This is a genomic window from Bacteroides ihuae, assembly GCF_900104585.1.
Lineage (GTDB): Bacteria > Bacteroidota > Bacteroidia > Bacteroidales > Bacteroidaceae > Bacteroides > Bacteroides ihuae.
The window spans coordinates 447,586-468,942 of sequence record NZ_FNVX01000004.1 but is presented as its reverse complement, the minus strand read 5'-3'; the positions used below and the strand labels follow the sequence as shown (position 1 = coordinate 468,942).

Sequence of the window (21,357 nt, the reverse complement as noted above, 5' to 3'; positions counted from 1 at the left end):
AGACGTAATGCAAGCTTTTCGTTCTCTGTCAAAAAGTAAATACAATTTAAGTTTTAATGTTTATTTGGGCTTTATTTTTCATTTATTTATTTAAACAAAAAAGTTTTATGAAAAAATTTCTTTTGAAGCAAAGCTTGGTACTTTTATCAGTACTATTTGCTAGTGTTACAATGATTTCTTGTTCTAATGATTCTGAATTAGGTAGTGTAGACACGCGTGCTACCCAGTCAATTACTGTTTCCGGCGTTATTACCGGTACTAATAACTGGAGTGGAACCGTTTATTTGGATGGTAAAGTGTTCTTGGTGAACGGAACTCTGAACATTGCTGCCGGAACAACGATTATCGGTAAAGCAAAAAGTACAGCTGTGGAATCTTCTGCTTTGATTATTACCAAAACCGGTACTATTAATGCCGATGGTACCAATGGTACAATAATCTTTAAGGGTGAAGCGGATACCGAAGGATCTTGGGGCGGACTTGTACTTCTTGGTACAGCAGCTATCAATCAACCTACAGCAAAAGAAATCGAAGGTATTACCCCTGCTCAGGCTGCAGGTAATGACATCACTTACGGTACTTCGGTTCAAGGAAAGACTCCAGCTGAGATTATTGCAATTAACAATGTAAGTTCCGGTACATTAAAATATGTACGTGTGGAAAATGCAGGAGCCTCTATTTCAGATGCAAATGAGTTGAATGCCTTTACTTTTGGTGGTGTTGGTGCATTGACAACTGTTGATCATTGCCAGGCATACCACGGAGCAGACGATGCTTTCGAATTCTTTGGTGGTGCAGTTAATTGTACGTATCTTGTTGCAACTGCCTGTGATGACGATGCATTCGATTTTGACTTCGGTTATACAGGGACAATTCAGTTTGCTGTGGCAACAATAGAACCTTCGTTTGCTTATTCTAAAGATCCTAATGGAATTGAGTGTGATAATGACGGTGCTAGCAGTTTGTTAACTCCATTTACTCATCCTGTACTTCGCAATTTAACGATTGTTGGTACTTCTACAGGTAAAACTAGCGCTAATGTTGCTTTGAAATCTGCAGCTAACTTCCGTAGAAATTGTCAGTTTACTTTGGAAAATAGTGTTTTGTACGGTTTCCCTAAAGGCATTTATTTTACAGATGAGTCACAAGGTCAATTAGATAATAGTGTGCTTACTAACAATGTAATATCTTCTGAACCATCTGGAAATGAAATTGTAAGTGGTACAAATAGTGGAACATTTGCTAATTTAACTAATTCCTTGGTTGCAAGTACCGCTAATGGCTTATTTAATGCTTGGGGTGCTGGATATAAGAATCCTTTTGATTTAGCAGCGTTTAGTGCTCCTGCCCTTACTTCAACAACCTATAAAGGAGCTTTCTCTAGCACTGAAGATACTTGGACAAGTGCTACTTGGGTAAGATAAATATTGTATGATAATTTTTTAAGTAGTAAAAGAACAGTAACGTTTGCGGAATTAATCCGCAAACGATTCTGCTCTTTTATTTAAAATTAATTTAAATGAAGAATGTAAAATTACTTATTCTGTATTTTTTTATATTAATATTGTCTGGTTGTGATACAGAAGGAGAATACACTGATGCCGGATATACTTCCTTTGAGGTAAAAATAGAGTGGCAGGCAGATGCCGACGTTGTCTATAAAATGACATTTAATAATGACACAATCAAACAAAAGACAGGAATTATTGTGCCTATAGAACAAACATCCGGAATACTGAGAGTTTATAGGAATAATGAGACATCACCGGAACTAGAAAAGGAGGTCGCAATTGAAAATGGAGTAGTACTTTCGTTAATCCAATTGCCAGGATCAGCTATTTCTTTTTCACCCACGGAGGATGAAAAAGATCCGTCTGAATCGAGCCGAATTAAAGTACGTTTTTTCTATAATGGTATTGAGGGAATAGGGAATTCAGCGAAAGTGGATATATTTACATCTACAGATTTGAGAACATGGGATTCTGTTGGTTCTATTACTTTAGAAGAAGGAAAACTGAGTTCGTATGTGGAGTTGAATTTAAATCACTTTTTTCCAGCTAGTACTAGATCTGCCTATTTTTGTTGTGATATTACAGATTTGGCTACAGGAGTCATGGTTGCTCAGCACACACGCAGAGCTGGTTTAATTACTTTTGGGAGTTCTTCTTTTGATTCAGTGACCGGTTTTAAGGCTATAAATAAATTTGCTACTTGTCAAATGGCTGCCCCTAGTACATATAGGTTTGATTATGTTTTTGGTACTGCTTGGGGGAAGTGAACTATTAAGCTTTCACTTTTGAAATGAAGATTGATTAGGGACATTTAACTCCTAAAATAGCTGAGAGTCACAGTTCTCTCTATATCTTAGGAAAATGTCACCTGTTAATATGAAAATTCTAAAACCAATCATTCTATTATGATTCGTTTTACAAATATATTATTCGCTAATGTTTTTTTGATATGTTTTCTTTTTCACTACTTAGTTTTAGGTAAATGTGCCCTCCGTGGTTTAGGCGTAAGCTGCGGAGAGGCTTTATTAAGAAAAGATATTAGCGAGTATTATCCGATACATGACGATAGATACTCATGTGAATTCAGACAACTGGTGAGGGTGGTGCATTGTGAAGTACGCTACCTTCTTTTTTTTATATAGAGGTGGTATAGAGAAGTTTCAATTTTGACTCGATATAGCGGGAAATGCCTGCAATGCGGTTTCGGGTGGTGTTCTTGTTCAGAGAGTACTGCTTGGCTATCTCGGGTATCTCCAGATGATGCTTATCATACAAGGTGTAGATTTGCCGATCGCTTTCGGGCAACGCACGGATAATGGATTCCCGCTTTTCCCTGAACTCATTCATGTTCACGTCGTTTTCTACAGAATTTACGTGAAAGTCTCCTCTCTGTTGCAGGTCGTTCAGCAGGGTGTCGTCCAAACATACTGTATCCAGCTTCTTCTTTCGGAAATAATCGTAAAGGTCGTGCACCAGCATGGCGCTCAGATAACCGAGCACGGACTCTTCCTTCACAACATTGATACGTTTGGGATGGGCGATTATTTTCAGCCAGAAATCTTTCAAAAAGTGAAGTGCCTTTCTATACATCCTTTTTTTGTGTCTGTTATAGAATTCCTCAAAAGCCTTTTCGTCAGAATGATGAAGAAAGTCTGTGAGCAGCTGATTATCTGTTCTTATACTGAATTTGTTGATATTAATAACCGCCTCTACAGCCCTTCTGAGAGGAGTTTGGTTAACTAACTAGTTCACCGCGGTTAATTAACTACTTCACCGCGGTTAACTAGTTAATTAACCGCGGTGAACTTATATCTTCTTTCCGCTGTAAATTAATCGAAAATTTGGAGCTGTTACGAAGTTGTGGTAGAGCGTTTATCATTCACTCTTATTTCGTTTTTCCTTTAGAAGTAAGACGGTATTTCTGTTGCGGATGTTTCGGCTGGTCTGGATAAAGAGGCTCTACCATTCCAGTTTGTATTGCCGGATTCAGATAATTATTCAAGAAGTTTCCTCTGTTTTTCAACTGAAGCATATTCATCATCTCTTTAACTGAGAAGGTTCCTTCCTGTATTATCTGGATGAGGGACACTACTTGTCTGGTACTTGTCTGGTACTTGTCTGGTACTTGTCTGGTACTTGTCGGGTTTTCACTGCCATAACGGAAGGTAACCACTACAAAATTACCGTTAACTTTAAACTCCGGTTCGGGTAAATTTGCCTTTTGGCATTCTTCTATCATCAGGCTAATCCCTCGTCCCCAATTCTCCAATAATTTTCTTTTGTAAAGCACACTTGAAATCATCGGATTCTGAGGTTCAGAGCGATGTTCGGACTTCATCTTCTCAATATTCCAATCAGCAGGAAGTGCTCCGGTATTTTCTATTTCTAAACGGTCGTCATAGATAGCGATTCCGACTGAACCACCTGCCGTCCGGTATAGTCGGTGGCTCAGTGAGTTTATAATCCCTTCTCTTATTGCCTTATACGGAATAGTCAGATGTTCTTCCCGCTCCAGACTGTCTGTTGCCCCGGACAAAGACAGATGCTTGAACATAAACGCCATAGCCGCATCCAGTTGTTTGAACAGATTGCCTTGTATACGCTGGTTGTCAATGAACTCCCGTTTATCTGTTCCTCTGAAACGAGCGAGCCTTAGCAAGCACTGTGGGTAGTCTATTAGCTCCTTGTTTGCAAATAGTACGGCGGCGGCATTGTTCAGTTTGCTGTTCTTCATCAGACCGAACTTTTCAAGTATAGTTGGTATGTCACTTCCCGTAGATTCCGGTAAGCGTCCGCATTCGATACCCAATCTAACAGTCTTTTGTATTTCGTCCTTATCCAAATCCTCCAGAGACAAGCTGTCGTTGGCAAACGATTCCCAACGATATTTGGCCTCGTCGCGATACAATAGTAATTGGTTATACATCGTTTGCGGCATAGTAGATGTCACACTCTCCACACGGTAATAGGGACGACCTTTGTAACAGAATGGACGTTCCAGTCTCATATCTTCGGCAGAAAGTGCAATAATAACTTTGAGACTTCCGGGGATTGGCACGTATGAAACTTGAATCATCGTCAGCGGTTCTATCCGACCTATGGCATCGGCCAAGACACGTTTGGTACTGTCCGCTACTTCTTGCCCGATGATTTTACCTTTGTCGTTGACGCCGAACAAGACAGTTCCACCTTCACCGTTCAGAAAAGCACATAAGGTCTCCATTCCACGTTCCAATTGTCCGGTGGTTTCCTTAAACTCTACTTGTCCGTTCTCTGTTTGGGCTATGAGAGTTTTTATATTTTCAAGGTTATCGATTCTCATATAGAAAATTATTGATCTGTAAAAGTACTCATTTTAGGCATATTGTCTACTTAAAAATGATTCTTCTTTCTTCTTATCTTGCAAATAATTGCGCAAGGACAATTAAATCATTATGTTACAGAGCATCGTAAACCCTCGGTCAATACAGTTAAAAGAATAGAAGAATCGATGCATGCATTTGCTTACGAAATTGGGGATGTTCGCTTTGTTTGATGACGGATCAAATTGATATGTCCAACAGGTCCGAGCATCATTATACAATAGCTTGTTTAAACTAAATACTCGCTCTTTCGAGAGCAGCCATGTATTCATCTCGCCTTTCGACTGGGATAATCACCCAATCGTAGCCATCTGATGCTAACATCGTATTCATTAAAAATCGACCTACACGACCGTTTCCGTCCATATATGGATGAATGTAGGTAAAGGCAAAATGCCCTAACACCGCTTTAAAGCGGGCTTCTTGCTCTTTCTTGAGAAGTTCAAACAAGGCAGTCATGGCATCACGAAGCGCATCAGGGTTAAGCGGAGTGTGCATCGAATTGCGGATATAAACCTGATGGGAGCGATAACCAACAATATCAGATGGCTTGATAATCCGGCCGTAACGCATGGCATAAACATTTCGCTGTGCCATATTGATAAGTCACGCTGTGCGATATCGGCGCTATTACCTCCGCTCAAAATATCCGAGATACTCTTTTTTACCGCCTGAAAAGCCAGCCAATAACCACGTGCGGCAAACGCATTCTTTGAGTCCGCATCGTCTCCATCGGGTTTCCAAGTACCGCTTTTGACTTTGCTTATCAGTTCATCCGTCACCCGATACCCTTCAATGGATAAGGAGTGATAAGCATCCAGCTTATACTGTGCTTCCATCTGTAATAGAAACTCTGCAGCGGAAAGGTTACTTTTCAGGCGAACAAAATTCGTTAACACCTCTTCTCTCATATTTTGCCACATCAACCGTAATCGAGTAGCATAAGGGGATGGCGACAAACTAATCGTAACAACTTCCTCAAAAGGATCTTCTTCAGAAACATCATACCCGATGCGTTTCATTGTTCCGGTAATTTCATCGACGATATCCATTCTGCCGATATTGCGAAACGCACCAATGACTCTTCCCGCCCGAACAGTCTGTCCCGTATCGACTAATATTTTCAGAATCTCGGAGCTATCGCCAAGCATTGCAAGAGCTGTCTGCATCGTTAGCGCATCATTTTTATACACAACAGGTGTTGTCACAATAATAGCTTCGGCAAGCGTATATAGGTTGAGTTTGTATGGATTGTTGGTATCAATCTTTGAGGGTAGTTCTGCTTCTAAATGGAAAATAGAGGTAGGAGGTATTAATTCAACCATATAATTATTGCCTTTAGGTACTCTTATGAGAACTTGATTAGGAATTATTGTCGTATAGCCAACTGCTGTTTGGCAGTGGCTTCTGTCACATTTAAAAAAGGAGAACTATCGGAATATGTGGAGCTTAATTAGTTATCCGACGGATATATATCATATATGTGTGATGTCACAAAATGAATCATTCAAGATGATTCGTTTTATAACTATATTATTCGCTAATATTTTTTTGATATGTTTTCTTTTTCAATACTTCGTTTTAGGTAAATGTGAAATATTGTACTTTGGCCAATACTTCCACATAGAAAAATAATTTCTACACATACAAAAGCACGGATCCCCGTTATATTTGCGACCGACAAAAAACAATAATCCATGAAACAATACTTATTTCTTATCTGTGCATTCTTACTATCCACCGCATGCACTAAAGGTGGCAACAATACAGAAGATAATGGTTTTATTCATCAAGGAGACTCCACAAGTCAACAAGACAGTACAAGCGTGGCAGTGAACACTCCGGCCTTTCCCGGAGCAGAAGGTTTTGCGCGTTACGTTACTACCGGTGGACGGGGAGGCGCAGTGTACCATGTAACCAATCTTGATGACAGCGGTACAGGATCTCTTCGCGAAGCTATCAGTAAAAGTGGAGCACGCATCATCGTGTTCGATGTATCCGGCACCATTGCTCTGCAATCAACTCTAAAAATAAAGAATGACGATGTCACTGTAGCTGGACAGACAGCTCCCGGACAAGGCATCTGCTTGAAAAACTATTCCTTCGTCATCGAAGCCAATAATGTGATTGTTCGCTTCATCCGTAGCAGAATGGGCGACGAGAAAAAGACGGAAGACGATGCCATGTGGGGGCGTAATCAGCAGAACATTATTATAGACCACTGCACCATGAGCTGGAGCACCGATGAATGCTCCTCTTTTTATGGCAACAAAAACTTCACTATGCAATGGTGTATCCTTAGCGAGAGTCTCACCAATTCTGTGCATGACAAAGGTACACATGGTTACGGAGGCATCTGGGGAGGAGAAGGCGCTAGCTTTCACCACAATCTGATCGCCCATCACAGCAGTCGCACTCCGCGCCTTTGCGGCAGTCGCTATACCGGAGATCCCGATTCAGAACTTGTTGATATCAGAAACAATGTGTTCTACAACTGGGGGCCTACCAACGGAGGTTATGCTGGTGAAGGCGGAAGTTACAACTTCATAGGCAACTATTACAAACCGGGACCCTCAACAGCCACCAAGACCGTTCTTACCTATCGTATCTTTTCTCCTAATGCGGATGATGGCACACAGAAAAATGTTGCTGGCGTATGGGGTAAATTCTATTTGCGCGATAACTATTTTGATAACACTTGCAGTAAGCTCGATGATAATATGAAGAAACATATTGCCGAAACCAATGCAGACAACTGGGTAGGAATCCAGCCCAATCTCGCTAAAGGAGAACTTCCCGGAGGAACTATAGACGGAATCAAATCGACCAGCGAATTTGCAGTAAGTTACGCCGGTACACACACTCCTGAACAAGCCTACAAGAAAGTACTTGCCGTGGCTGGTGCCAGCCTCTATCGTGACGCCATCGACACCCGTATTGTGTCCAATGTAAAGGAAGGTAACTATACTTATGAAGGCTCCAATGGAAGCACCAATGGGTTGATCGATTCACAGACTAATACTGAAGGTTACATCACCTATGAATCTGCTACCAAACCCACAGATAGTAATGATGACGGCATACCCGATGCATGGGCAGCACAAAACCTTCCCACCGGAAAGAGTTATAAAGACATAGATGCAAAAACCGGATATAGCTATCTGGAACTCTATATTAATAGCTTGGTAAAAGAGATTATGCAAAGTGGTTGCGAAGATGAAAGCGGCTTACCCTGTAGCGAAGATTTTTAATAAAATTCATATTTGCTAATATTATGTGCGGAGGGTGTGTTAATGATCACACTCTCCGCACATAATAGGTGAGTTACATATCCTCTTTATTAATTCTCTGAATCAATAAAGCTTTTCTCTAATATTCTCAGGAGTAGCAGGATAAACCAATCCATAATCATTTGAAACCAATTTTTCATCTTTTTTGTTGTATTCCAATTGCTTAAGAAGATGAGAAATAAGAGCAATATGAGCCTTCTTCTTCTTATTGGCACTCACCACATACCATGGAGAATCTTCGAAATTAGTTCTCAGCAACATCTCATTCCGGGCATCAGAATAATCTTGCCAGAACTTACCAGCCTCCTTATCAATAGGACTTATCTTCCATTGTTTTAGCGGATCTATCTCGCGATCTTTCAACCTTTTTTCTTGTTCCTCTTGGCTGATATCAAGAGAATATTTCAGAACGATGAAGCCAGCATCTACCAACATCTTTTCAAATAATTCGACTTCCGTAAAAAATGATTTGTACTCCTTGTCGGTGCAGAATCCCATTACTTTTTCAACGCCAGCACGGTTATACCAACTTCGGTTCAGTAGCACAAATTCGCCTGATGCAGGCAAATGAATGGAATAACGTTGGAAATACCATTCACGTTGCTGCCTGTCAGAGGGTTTCTCCAATGCCACCACCCTTGTTTCGCGGGGACTGAGATGTTTGATAATTCGTTTGATTGTTCCATCTTTACCGGCTGCATCCCTTCCTTCAAGGATTACAAGCAATTTCAGGTTTGAACCAATAATCTCCTTCTGCAGCTTCACCAACTCAATGAAAAGCTCATGTAATATTTCTTTTTTATGCTTCATGTAGTTAATATTTGATTTTTTATCTTCTCAATTAGATCACTTCACCCAAATGCTTATAATTGGATTTGACTATTTTAAGTATTTCATTTGTACGACCACTTAGCATCATTTTTCCCATATAATAAGCAAACCCTTTCATTTGGTCAAACTCAAGTTTAGGAGGCATAGCAAGAGCATTAGCATCCGTCCGAATGGTAATTAATGCTGGTCCATCCTGTTGTAATGCACTTTGCAAAGTCGTTTTCAAGTCAGCAGGATCAGTAATAGTAACGCCAAACATTCCCATTGCTTCGGCCAGTTTATCAAAGTCAGGATTTAGCATGTCCGTTTCCACATCAGGGATTCCAGCCACTTGCATTTCCAGTTTCACCATTCCCAACGATTGATTATTAAAAAGCACAATCTTCACGGGCAAATTGTATTGAACAATAGTCATCAGGTCGCCCATCATCATAGACAACCCTCCGTCACCACAGAATGCAATCACTTGTTTTTCCGGACAGGCTAGTGAGGCACCAATAGCTTGAGGCATCGCATTTGCCATCGTACCATGATTAAATGAACCTAACATTTTCCGTTGCCCGGTTCCATCAATGTAACGGGCCGCCCATACACAACACATCCCCGTATCTACGGTGAAAATGGCATCCTTGTCGACTAACTCATTAATTACAGAAGCAACATATTCCGGATGAATGGCATTCGACTCCCCTTTATCATTGACATAGTACAATAAATTCTTTTTTACCTCTTTGTAAAACTTCAATTGCCTATTGAGGAAAGTACTCTCTTCTTTATTCTCTACCAAAGGAAGAAGAGCCTGCAAGCTATCTTTCACATCCCCACAAAGTCCGAGATCAAGTTTAGCCCTTCGCCCAAGGTTTTCCGGTTTAATATCAATTTGTACGATCTTATTGTGAACCGGCATGAAAGGCGTATAAGGAAAATCTGTTCCCAATAATACGAGCAAGTCACATTCGTGCATACTCTGATAAGCCGATGGAATGCCCAATAATCCTGTAAGACCCACCTCATAGGGGTTTTCATACTGAATATCCATTTTTGCCTTATACGAATAAGCCACAGGAGATTTTAATTTCTGGGCCAGTTCCACCACCTCATCATGCGCCTGAGCAGCACCCAATCCGCAGTAAATTGCGATCTTTTTGTGAGAATTTAAGAGCTCAGCAAGTTGTGCTAATTCTCCATCAGAAGGTCTGACGATCGGCTTATTTAGAAAAAGTGTGGTTGTTGTTTCAGCCTCTACCGCAGGAAGATTGGTAATATCGCCCGGTAGTCCAAGAACAGCCACCCCTTTTTGATGTACGGCGTGCTGAAGAGCAGCCTGTAACATCCGGGGAAATTGAGCAGGTGTTGTAGCCATTTGGTTATAGCAACTGCAATCATCAAAAAGTTTGATAGTGTTTGTTTCCTGAAAATAAGCGGTACCAAATTCTTTGGTAGGAATAGTCGAAGCAATAGCCAAGACTGAAGCCGATGAACGATGAGCGTCATACAAACCATTGATCAAGTGAACATGTCCAGGGCCGCTACTGCCTGCACAGCATGCCAAGCCATTTAATTGCGCTTCGGCACCTGCTGCAAAAGCAGCTGTTTCTTCGTTACGAACATGAATCCATTTGATTTTCCCACTACGATGGATTGCTTCATTTACATGATTAAGGCTGTCGCCTGTTACGGCATAAATTCGTTGGATGCCTGCTTCAACCAGTGTATCCACTAGTTGATCCGATATATTTTTACTCATAAGTTTAATTTAAAAAAATACCTATTTTTTAATTTCATTGTTTAGTCTTGCTTCAGGTATATTGGCCAGAAAAGTGGTTTCAAACAATACGAGTAGTAGCGCATAAACTTCCATCAATGTTTCATTTTCGCGTTTTTAAGAAACTGTTTAGATTTCATTGGCGGAGTTAAGGAATTAACAAAAGCATTCGTATAAAGTTGCGCATATAACTTATTTTATATTAAAAGTAGTAAAATGAATAAAGTGCCATAATGCTTTCTTTATATCTTGTTACTGTATTTATTTCCGTAAAATCAGTTTGATGCATTTTTAACAATAAAATATGATCCAGAAAACAAAAAATAGAATTGAAGCCATCATCTTCGATATGGATGGAGTAATCATTAATTCAGAGCAGATATGGAAAAAAGCCGAAAAAGAAATTTTTTCATCTGTGGGAGTGAAATTATCCGAAGAGTTATGTAAAATTACAGAAACTTTGACTACAACCGAAGTTACTGAGTTCTGGTTTAACAGGTATCCCTGGAAGGGTAAAACGCTTAAAGAAGTTGAAAATGGAGTAGTAGAGCGTGTTACATTTCTAATTGAAAAAGAGGGAACAGCAATTAGTGGCATAGGAGAATTTATAAAGAAGTTAAAATGTAAAGGTTATAAAATTGGATTAGCAACGAATTCACCATCGGCATTAATTCCGGTTGTTTTGAATAAATTAAAACTTCACCAATATTTTGATGCCACTTCGTCAGCAGAACATGAAATAGAAGGAAAACCGAGTCCATATGTTTACCTGACTGTTGCAGAAAAATTAAATGTAAAACCGGAGAATTGTGTAGCAATAGAAGATTCATCCTCCGGATTATTAGCAGCAAAAAAGGCGGGTATGAAAACAGTACTTATCCATAAGAACGATGTAGATAATAAAATCGCAAATTATAGAATTAGTCATTATAATCAATTCGATTTTTCAATTCTTTCGTAAATGAAAAATGAAGATACATGGTGTTCGGCTGGGAATCCCAATGGCACGTACATTTATGGCCATCTGTTTTACTAAATGTAATTAAAATCAATAAGGTAGGGAGATTATTCCTCCTATCTTATTGATTTTAATTACATGGAAATTTTTATCTGATAGCAATAATTTGAAATATCGAAAATCTACTAATTAATTAAGTTGTTGTGATTTCTTTTGTTTGCTTTTTCCCGAATTTGCTATTTACTTTATTCTTCCATTTTTCGATAATGGTGTACATAACAGGCACTAAAACAAGTGTAAAGATCAAAGAACTTGTTAGACCTCCAATAATAACCCATGCCATGCCATTCTTGGTTTCAGAACCTGCGTCTGTTGAAAGCGCCATAGGCAACATACCCAAGATCATGGCAAATGTGGTCATCAAAATCGGGCGCAAACGTTCACGACCGGCTGCGATGAGAGATTCTCTTATCGACAGACCTTTTTCTTTTTCCTGATTGGCAAAGTCAACAATAAGGATGGCATTTTTGGCTACCAACCCCAGAAGCATTATAATACCTAGAATAGAAAAAAGATTGATGGTTTTCAAGGTGAGTGCCAATGCTAAGATTGCCCCAATGATAGCAACAGGAAGTGAGAATAGAACAACAAAAGGATATACTAGACTTTCGTACAATGCCACCATAACCAAGTACATTAATATGATTGCCAATTCTATAGCCAGAGCTAAGCTTGCGAACGCGGTATTTTGATTTTTCCCCATACCAGCTTCCACTATCTGTATTCCAGCCGGTAGTTTTACTGTCGAAAGCTTCTCCTTGATTTCACTGCTTACAGTCCCCGATGCACGACCTACAACAACAGCATCTACTGTGATTGAATTAAGCCTGTCCTTTCTCTCCAATACCGATTGGCTTGTTGTTTCCGTAATTTCAGCTACGGCTGCCAACGGAACGACCCCGCCTCTAGAATTATATAGATTGAATGCCCTTACGTCTTGCACAGTCTTTGCATTGGCTTCATCTAGTTGAAGGTTGATGTCATATTCTTCTCCATTATCTTTGAACTTGGTATTATTATTACCACTAAAAGCATATTGTATTGCATTTCCCGCATCATTTACTGTTACACCATATTTGGCCAACTTTTCACGGTCGAGAACAACAGACACTTGCGGTTTGGATTCCTTGGTGCTGTATTGTACATAATCAGTTCCCGGTGTTTTTTCCATCACGCTTTTAATGATTGCTGCCACTTTCATTATGGAATCCCGATTTGTTCCTTCAACAGCCATTTGAATGTCAAAGTTGGCATTACCAGTCATACCAACCGTTTTAATAGTAGGTTTCACACCCGGAACTTGCATAATTTCTTCCCTAATCATTCGCCCAAACTCGACGGTACTCATCTTACGTTTGTTGGCATCTGTGAGCATTAGGGAAATTTCAGCAAGATTACTATTCGAAGTATTATTTCCCATCATCGCGCCTGATTGCGTCCCTACGTTTGAAAAGACATTTACCACTTCGGGATGTTTCATTATGATACCTTCTACCTGAGCTATTTTAGCATTTGTCTCTTTTAGTGGAGTATTTCCTTCGAGATCTATTTGTATATTCAATTCACCGCGGTCGGACTGTGGCATAAATTCCGTCCCTACAAATCCCGCCGGAATTAATGCAATGCTGCCTAAAATAAGAACTGATACAATCAGTATTACGGAACGCTTATGATTTAAAGCTAATACGAGTACTTTGGTGTAAAATTCACGAAAGTCGTCAATACGTGCTTCAAACCAGATATTCATCTTTCCCCACCAGTTCTTTTTACTCAGATTTGAAAGTGCACCCCAGCGGGATGCCAACAAAGGTGTAAGTGTAAAGGCAACCAGTAAACTCATCAATGTGGAGAATACCACCACAAAAGCATATTCTTTTACAATGTTTCCAATCATACCGCTTGTCAAACCAAGAGGGAGGAATACAACAACGTCCACCATGGTAATAGCTAGAGCAGTAAAGCCTATTTCGTTACGGCCTTCCAATGCAGCGATACGTTTGTTTTTCCCCATCTCCAGATGACGATAGATATTTTCCAATACCACAATACTATCGTCGACCAGAATGCCGACAACTAATGAAAGACTCATTAAGCTTATCATGTTGAGAGAAAAATCAAATGCCCACATCAACATAAATGTAGGTATAATAGCTGCGGGCAATGCCACCAAAACAAATGAAGAACTACGAAAGCTATGTAGAAAGAAAAGCATAACAAACGCAACAATGACCATAGCAAGCATTAAATCGTCCACAACAGCGTCTACAGAAGCCTGTGTGTAAATGGATTGATCTGAAGCAATATGGTAGTTCAAATTATCAGCGGCATAAGTTTTCTTTAGTTCTTCCATTCGTTCAGATGAAAGGTTGCAGACCTCTACCGTATTTGCGTCGCTTTGCTTTTTTATTTGAATACCAATGGCCGGTTCCCCATTTAGTCTGTTTAGGGTCGTCACTCGTTCTTTTCCATCTGTTACAGAAGCAACATCTTTCAATAATATCCGGCTTCCCTTCTCGCCTTCTCTGACTACTACATCGCGCAACTGTTCTACAGTTTTTACTTTTGCATTCAAATCAAGTGAATATCTGCTTGTTTTGTTTTCAATTTTTCCGCCAGGGAATGCAGCTCCACTTGCAACAACAGCTGTGTTGACGTCCAATAAAGAAAGTTTATAAGCTTTCAATTTATTGTTGTCAATATCTACATTAATTTGTCTTTGTGTACCCCCGATAATAGTGACATCTGCAACACCTGGAATATTGGTTAGAACAGGTTTGATTTCATTGTCTACCAAATCATAGAACTTTGTATCGCTTAAATTGGAGCTAATACTCATTTTGTAAATTGGTAGATCATCTGAACTCGTTCGGCTTACCACAGGCTCATCTATACCATCGGGCAAATCTGACAGCGCTTGTCTTACTTTTCGTTCCGCATCCAACTGTGCATCGCTGGGCTCAACACTATTAAGCAATTCTATAGTTATAGATGATGAGCCTTCCTGCGATGAGGAACTCATAGCATCTATTCCTTCTATAGAGGATAGAGCATCTTCCAGTGGTTTGGTAATACTCGTTAGTACTTCTTCTGGTGAAGCCCCTCTATAGGTTGTACTGATTGATATTGTGTTTGTTGTAAATTTCGGTAACAAATTTAGACTTAGAGAATTGTATCCTATAATACCAAAAAGTATTAATGTTACAAATATTACTATTATTAGTAACGGTCGTTTTATTGCTAGTTCTGTAATACTCATTTTTCAATAATTCTTTTATTTACAGTCATGTTGCTATATACTACTATTGTGTTTTAATAATTGTAGCTTTGGTGCCATTTGATAAGTTGATTTGTCCACTTGTCACTACCAGTTCACCAGGAGACAAACCTTTTCTGATCTCTATATAATTACCGGATTCAGATCCTGTAACCAATTTTCTTTCCTCTACACTACCATCTTTATAGACATACACGAATGGATTTTTCACGCCTTCAACCAATGCGATTTTTTGTATCATTAGCCGTTTCTGCTGAGTAGACGTACCTGGAAATTTTACATTGATGTATAGCCCTGATTTTAATTGCACTGAACTGTTATTCTCAATGTCTATGCGAACGATGTAATTGTGATTTTCATCTCCCTTGGGGCTAATGAAATTGACAATACCTGAAAACGTTTTTTCAGGATAAACATCGGAAGTTATAACCGTCTTTTGTCCTTTTTTGAGGGAAGATAACTGATCTTCAGGCACATTTACCTCAGCTTTCAGAGATTGGGTATTGATAATGGTTGCAATTGTAGTTCCCGTACTTACATATTCACCTGCAATTTTTTGTTTCTCTACAACTATGCCGTTTATGGGTGCAATAATATTGGCGTGCCTGATTTGCGTGCGCAGTTGTGCTGCTTCCAGCTTTTTTGAATCAAGGTCATACTTGGCATCCGAAACGGCATTTGCATTCGTTGCATCTCCGGCAGCAAGTACTTTCTGTCTTTCGTAGTCTGCGCTAAGCTTATTGATTGAAAGTTCGGCGGCTTCCAGTTTTTGTTGAGTCTCAACAACATCAATATGACCAACCACCTGTCCCTTCCTAACAATTGTTCCTAAATCGATGTTGAGAGTGGTAATTTTCCCCGATGTTTCTACTCCCATATCGCCCTCCTCATCAGCAATAATGGTAGCTGGCTGTGAAAAAGAGTTATTAGAGGTTTTATACGAAACGGTATCAACTATTACTTTTACCGCAATATTACTTCTGTCAACCGGTTTTTCAGACTCATTCAATTTTCCTTTATTTATAAACAACCCAATAATTATAGCAATGGGTATCAATGCGATCACTGCAATCGTCAAGATTCTTTTATGTTTCATTTTTTGTTATTGTTTTATTTCATTTACAAATTGTGAAATCGTCCCTGTGTTTTTGTAATAGCTTAATTGTGCGGTCAGATAGTCTAACAAGGAAGTTGTATAATTAGTCCTCGCTTCCTTGTAAGAATAGTCAGTATCTAACAGCGAAGAAAGAGTTGCTGTTCCTTCCTGATATTCAACCATTGAGGCATCCATCATTTCGGTTGCAAGTTGTAAGTTTTCTTTGGACTTTTTTAAGTTAGTATAAGTACTTACAATGTCCGTTGACGCATTTTCTATGTTAAGCTTATATTCTTGAAGGTTTAATTTATTGGTAAGTTCCATAGACGCAAGACTTAATTTGCTTTGAGCCAACTGGCTTTGTTTTTTGAATCCGCTAAAAATTGGAATAGTGGCTTTTACCCCAATCACAGAGTAATCATACCAGTTGCCGAGTGCCGGAAAAAAATTCGAGCCATAGCCATTTCCGCCATATTTACCATATAATGATAAAGTGGGGAGGTAAGCTGCTTTTTTCTGCTTAATATCCAATTTCTTTGCACTTAGATTTTTTTGATCAATCTGAAAATCAAGCAAGCTGTTGGTGTCAAAATCATTTAAACCAATAGCTAATGGCAGCTCTTTCACATCTATATCTGTAATGCTATCCTCTATACTAATAGGTACTTCTATGTCCATGCCAATGCTGTTCTTAAGCTTGTTCAATGCTAGTTTATAAGAACTATTATTGGATTCAATTTCAAATTGTACATTATTGTAGTTGACTCTGGCCCTGGTATACTCGCTTTTTTTCTCTTCACCTTGAGCATAACGTAATTTAAGTATGCTCACAGTCGTTTCATACCGCTTTTCGCTCTCTCGCAAAAGTTTTCCTTTTTCAGCATAGGTAAGTACCTCGTAATAAGCTGAAGCCGTATTATAAATTAGCGTTTCATTCTCCTTCAGCAAATTCAGATCAGCAATCTCTTTATTGACCTTTGATGTTTTTACGTCAAGGAATGCACTTCTGTCAAAGAGCTTTTGATCCAACTCTACATAAGCCGAATTGCTGAACTTGTTTCCCATCTGTAACTTTGTTTCTTCCGTTCCAAATGATCCGGCAGGTATCACTGAAGTTGCCAGTTTAAGATTATAATCCAGCCCGACATTTCCAGCCACAGAGGGCAATAGAGCTGATCGGCTCTCGCGGATTTTTTCTTTGGCTGATTTGGCCGAATTTTGATAAATAGTGCTATTGGGATGATGTTGTAGGGTATAATTGATGCATTCTTTTAATGACAATGTCTGATCTTGTGCTACTATCCGACCCGATAAGAAAAATGGCAGCGCAAGTATCAAACATACCCTCAGAGTTTTGGTTTTTATAGTCATAATGAAATTATTTTTTTATTTTTTTTGCGTGATGTGCAGATAGTTATTATTTTATTCATTAGGATGTATCGAATTTTTCTGGGCAAACATATTGTTAGAGAAAATAGCTCCTCCTCGCCAATGAAAGGATAATGAAAAACAAATTAACAGGAGTAATGGGAAAATATTGAACTGTTCGTTGTTTATACTGACACCCATTGCAGCACCCCAATAACAGCTTATCAGAAAAAAGCCGATTGACATAGTGAGAGGGAAAATATAGATTAACGAACAACATAGTTCAATGATTCCAATCCAGATAATTCTGTTCTGAAAATTCAAATTAGCATACTCAACCCAAAAATCGGGGAAGAGTAGCTTAGAAACAGCATCGACCATCATTAAAATAGAGGGTAGCCAGAAAAAATGTGGTTTTATTCTTTTTATCAGATTCATATTGTATTTCCAAATTTCAAAGCAAAGGTAGCTAGCTAGAGGAAGTTATGAAAAGGAAATATCTGTGAACTGCTCAAAAAAGGGAGTGAACTGCCAAACGTCTCAATTTTGTGTTAGCCATTCAATAAACTGGGTAACTTTGAGTCTACTTATGAGTATCTGGGTGGGATAATTGAAAGTCAGATTGACCTGTATTTTTCGATTGAAATGACGAGACACATCCTCTACGGCTTTTCGGTTGATAAGGTATTGGCGGTTTGCTCTGAAAAAGATATCTCCGCAAACGGATTCAAGTTCTTCTAATGACTGAGAAACAAGGTGTCTTTTTAAATCAAATGTCAATGCAAACACGTAATCGTCTTCATGCACAAAAAGAGCTATTGTAGTTGTTTTAATCGGAACGATTCTATCTCCTTTACTAATAATAATAGACGTTTGTTGTATCGTTGATGACGGTGCCCCGATAGTTCGTAATAAATTATTGAAATTGAGATTGAAAGCAGCAAAATTTGATTTTAGTGTATGGTATTTTTCTAAAGACTTTGCTACCGAATTCCGGTCAAATGGCTTTAGGATATAATCAATTGAGTTCGTATTGAAAGACTCCAACGCATATTTATCATAAGCTGTACAAAAGACAACGGGTGCTGACAGCCGTATTTTATTGAATATCTCAAAACTAAGCCCGTCGCTAAGCTGTATATCCGAAAAAATCAAATCAAAGTCTGAATTGTTTCGCATATAGGATATAGCCTGTTCTACAGATGAAAGAATCGTGACAACTTCTATTTGATCGTCAATAGATTCAAGAGTAGTTGCCAATTCTTTTGCCGTCCGCTTCTCGTCTTCGATAATGATTACTTTCATCATGGCATTGTCTGAATAAGTTTAAGAGTAACCGTGTATTCTGTTTGGGTATCTTTGATGTCGATGTCTTTACCGACGATCAATTGATATCTTTTATTGAGATTTTTGAGACCAACACCCTTTCTTTCTCCATCTAGAAAAACGGGTTTAAGCATTTTGTTGTTGGATACAATTAACTGATCATCTTTTAATTCAATACTAACCTTTAGTGGCTTTTTGTCACTAAACGAATTATGCTTAAATGTGTTTTCTACTAACGATTGGAGAGCATAAACAGGAATTTGGTATTGAATTATCTGTTCATTAGGTATAGTTAGGGAGCAATAAAAAGAATCTTCGAACCGTATTTTCTGAAGTTCAATGTAATCCTGTGTAAATTTCAATTCTTCTGAAAGCGGAATAAGCACGTGTTCGTGGGCCGATATCGTATATCTCAGAAAATTTGAAAGCCTGATAACATATTTTTTTGCTAAATCAGGATCGGAACTTATAATGGAGCTAAGGGTACTTAGTGCGTTGAATAGAAAGTGAGGTTGCATTTGTCCTACAAGTACCTGTTGTTCCGCTTCTAAATTCTTTATTTTTAATTTAGCCAATTCTTTATCTACTTGTTCACTTTTTGATCTGACAGTAATTGCATTCGATATGATCAATATAATAGTGTTAAGAGCCAAAATATTGATAATAGGAAATATAATAGATGGTCTACTTCTACTATCATCCAATTCCGGGAAAAGATGTACGATAATCCACAGCAATGCAAACAAGAGTAATGTAAAAATGTAACTCAGTGCATACCACTCCGTGTTGTTTTTACGGCCGCTTTTTATCCATATATTCATCACATAAATATTCACTCCCCAAATAGCTATGGTTAGAATTGTCAGAGTTGCAAGTGCAAACCAAAAATTCAGTGGATATCCGTGTGTTTGCAGAAAAAAAGTCGGAGACAACTCAAAGGCTGCCATGATAGGAGATGACAAAAGTGCAGTTCTATATAATTTATTCTTATACATGTTTGAAAATAGATATTAATATAAGGTTATTTTCTTAACATTGTTTGTATACTTCTTTGGAGTTGTGCAAAGTTACAATTAATAATTGAACTGACTTTATAAATTTGAGTGTTAATCATTTCCGCTAAATAGCTTCTAAGTTGCTTGCTATCGCTAAAAAATCTCAATATTAGAGCTAAGTAACCTGGTGACAGTTGATTATTTCTTTGGAAATCTTAGCCGGACAGTAGTGATTTTATAGATATATTCGCTAATAAAGCAAACCAGGATTGTTGAAATCGCTAAAATGACTCCTAATCGGTTTGATGAATACTGTTGTACAATCAAGATTACTAATGCAGCTAATCCTAATATAAAACCGATTAAAGGAATCATTTTATTTCCATTGATAGTTTTTGATAATTTAAAGCCTATAAAATTCACTGATGTGAAAATTAAGATAAAACCAACGCTGCCAGCTGTAGAAATGCTTTCAAGATTCACTACATTAACAAGAAGCAAAGTCAGGACGGCTGTTATCATTAGTCCAACAGGGTGATTCCAGAGCAGAAAAGTCAACTGGTGTGGAAGTTCATCATCATCAGCAATCTCGTAACTCACACGACTTCCCCCATACAAAGAAGCATTGATTGCCGAGAAGGTTGAGATTAGAGCGGCAATGCTTATAATCGTAAAACCAATTTTTCCGATCATCGGTTTTGCAGCTTCTGCCAATACATAATCTTGTGCAGTGGCTATTTTATTGAAGGGTAAAGATCCTATCGTTACAGCAGCGATGATGATATAAAGAAGAATCACAAAAATAACAGAATAATAATACGCTTTGGGAACATTCTTTTTTGGGTTTTCAATGTCAGGAACTGCATTTGCTATCAGCTCAAATCCTTCATAAGCCACAAAAATCACCATCCCACCTGTAATAAGATTGATGGGGCTCTCCCAATTTTGGGGTGACAGTTGGGTCAAGTTCGGATTCCCAAACAAACCATAAATGCCAATGACTACGAATGCAAGCAAAATTACAAGTTTAATAACTACAGCATAAGTCTCAATTTTTCCAACAATCTTAAGGCTATAGTAATTTAAGGCTGTGGCAATAATAATGATCCCACTTGCATAGACATGAAAACTGACTGTGTCACTGTTAAAGATATGGAACAAGTTGGGTGCATAAGAACCAAAGGCAGAAGCATAAAGTGACAACATGATGATATAACTTAACCAAAGTAAGTTGTTTATACCCCCGCTAAAAACCGATTTGCCAAAACCTTGGTTGACAAACTTAACGGTTCCTCCTCTATCAGGAAAAGCAAGAGATAGTTTTACATAACTATAGGACGTTATCAATGCTAAAATACCTGCTAGTAAAAAGGCAATCGGGGTTCCTCCTCTTGCTAAGGAAACAGCCAGCCCTAAAACAGCAAAAATGCCACCTCCAACCATTCCGCCAATTCCGATGGCCATTGCGGCCTTTAGCCCTATTTTCTTATTCATTTATTTCGGAAACTTTTTCAAATATAC

The 21,357-nt window shown here is 38.6% G+C and carries 16 protein-coding genes; 4 read left to right on the top strand and 12 right to left on the bottom strand.

Annotated features, from left to right (window positions below; translation table 11 throughout):
- Positions 1-107 precede the first annotated feature (107 nt).
- A complete protein-coding gene (locus tag BQ5338_RS02710; RefSeq protein WP_139265159.1) occupies positions 108-1,424 on the top strand; it encodes a hypothetical protein in 1,317 nt (438 codons plus the stop codon).
- 95 nt (positions 1,425-1,519) lie between these two features.
- Positions 1,520-2,278: a hypothetical protein gene (locus BQ5338_RS02705; RefSeq protein ID WP_071145272.1), complete on the top strand. Its 759-nt coding sequence runs from the start codon at positions 1,520-1,522 to the stop codon at positions 2,276-2,278.
- A 367-nt stretch (positions 2,279-2,645) separates the two neighbouring features.
- On the opposite strand, the gene BQ5338_RS02700 is transcribed toward BQ5338_RS02705, so the two are convergent.
- The 4 genes from BQ5338_RS02700 to BQ5338_RS02690 all read right to left on the bottom strand — a co-directional run bounded on the left by BQ5338_RS02700 (position 2,646) and on the right by BQ5338_RS02690 (position 6,198).
- Positions 2,646-3,101, bottom strand: a complete 456-nt coding sequence (locus BQ5338_RS02700; RefSeq protein ID WP_071145271.1) for an RNA polymerase sigma factor — start codon at positions 3,099-3,101, stop codon at positions 2,646-2,648.
- Between the two features lie 295 nt (positions 3,102-3,396).
- Positions 3,397-4,833 (bottom strand): ATP-binding protein, encoded by a 1,437-nt coding sequence (locus BQ5338_RS02695; RefSeq protein ID WP_071145270.1) that lies wholly within the window; start codon positions 4,831-4,833, stop codon positions 3,397-3,399.
- Between the two features lie 274 nt (positions 4,834-5,107).
- Positions 5,108-5,371, bottom strand: a complete 264-nt coding sequence (locus tag BQ5338_RS17025; protein ID WP_235816365.1) for a Fic family protein — start codon at positions 5,369-5,371, stop codon at positions 5,108-5,110.
- Positions 5,329-6,198 carry a hypothetical protein gene (locus tag BQ5338_RS02690; protein WP_235816364.1) on the bottom strand — a complete coding sequence of 290 codons (870 nt, stop codon included), beginning with the start codon at positions 6,196-6,198 and terminating at the stop codon, positions 5,329-5,331. Before BQ5338_RS02690 ends, BQ5338_RS17025 begins: the two co-directional genes overlap by 43 nt.
- 372 nt (positions 6,199-6,570) lie before the next feature.
- Here BQ5338_RS02690 and BQ5338_RS02685 point away from each other — a divergent pair, with 372 nt between their 5' ends.
- Positions 6,571-8,124: a pectate lyase family protein gene (locus BQ5338_RS02685; RefSeq protein WP_235816363.1), complete on the top strand. Its 1,554-nt coding sequence runs from the start codon at positions 6,571-6,573 to the stop codon at positions 8,122-8,124.
- A gap of 102 nt (positions 8,125-8,226) precedes the next feature.
- On the opposite strand, the gene ppk2 is transcribed toward BQ5338_RS02685, so the two are convergent.
- Positions 8,227-8,973, bottom strand: coding sequence for a polyphosphate kinase 2 (ppk2, locus tag BQ5338_RS02680; protein ID WP_071145269.1), 747 nt, complete (start codon positions 8,971-8,973; stop codon positions 8,227-8,229).
- A 31-nt stretch (positions 8,974-9,004) separates the two neighbouring features.
- Positions 9,005-10,741 carry a thiamine pyrophosphate-dependent enzyme gene (locus BQ5338_RS02675; RefSeq protein WP_071145268.1) on the bottom strand — a complete coding sequence of 579 codons (1,737 nt, stop codon included), beginning with the start codon at positions 10,739-10,741 and terminating at the stop codon, positions 9,005-9,007.
- A gap of 322 nt (positions 10,742-11,063) precedes the next feature.
- On the opposite strand from BQ5338_RS02675, the gene hxpB reads away from it, so the two are divergent.
- Positions 11,064-11,720, top strand: coding sequence for a hexitol phosphatase HxpB (gene hxpB / locus BQ5338_RS02670; RefSeq protein WP_071145267.1), 657 nt, complete (start codon positions 11,064-11,066; stop codon positions 11,718-11,720).
- A gap of 190 nt (positions 11,721-11,910) precedes the next feature.
- On the opposite strand, the gene BQ5338_RS02665 is transcribed toward hxpB, so the two are convergent.
- The 6 genes from BQ5338_RS02665 to BQ5338_RS02635 form a co-directional block, all read right to left on the bottom strand.
- On the bottom strand, positions 11,911-15,033 hold the full coding sequence (locus BQ5338_RS02665; RefSeq protein WP_071145266.1) for an efflux RND transporter permease subunit: 3,123 nt from the start codon (positions 15,031-15,033) through the stop codon (positions 11,911-11,913).
- Positions 15,034-15,076: 43 nt separating this feature from the next.
- Positions 15,077-16,147: an efflux RND transporter periplasmic adaptor subunit gene (locus BQ5338_RS02660; RefSeq protein WP_071145265.1), complete on the bottom strand. Its 1,071-nt coding sequence runs from the start codon at positions 16,145-16,147 to the stop codon at positions 15,077-15,079.
- 6 nt (positions 16,148-16,153) lie between these two features.
- Positions 16,154-17,518 carry a TolC family protein gene (locus BQ5338_RS02655; RefSeq protein ID WP_078063374.1) on the bottom strand — a complete coding sequence of 455 codons (1,365 nt, stop codon included), beginning with the start codon at positions 17,516-17,518 and terminating at the stop codon, positions 16,154-16,156.
- 537 nt (positions 17,519-18,055) lie between these two features.
- Positions 18,056-18,823: a LytR/AlgR family response regulator transcription factor gene (locus tag BQ5338_RS02645; protein ID WP_078063373.1), complete on the bottom strand. Its 768-nt coding sequence runs from the start codon at positions 18,821-18,823 to the stop codon at positions 18,056-18,058.
- The gene (locus BQ5338_RS02640; RefSeq protein ID WP_078063372.1) at positions 18,820-19,836 is read right to left on the bottom strand and encodes a sensor histidine kinase; all 1,017 of its coding nucleotides are present in this window, start codon (positions 19,834-19,836) and stop codon (positions 18,820-18,822) included. Before BQ5338_RS02640 ends, BQ5338_RS02645 begins: the two co-directional genes overlap by 4 nt.
- Positions 19,837-20,034: 198 nt before the next feature.
- The gene (locus tag BQ5338_RS02635; RefSeq protein WP_071145261.1) at positions 20,035-21,330 is read right to left on the bottom strand and encodes an APC family permease; all 1,296 of its coding nucleotides are present in this window, start codon (positions 21,328-21,330) and stop codon (positions 20,035-20,037) included.
- Positions 21,331-21,357: the final 27 nt, after the last annotated feature.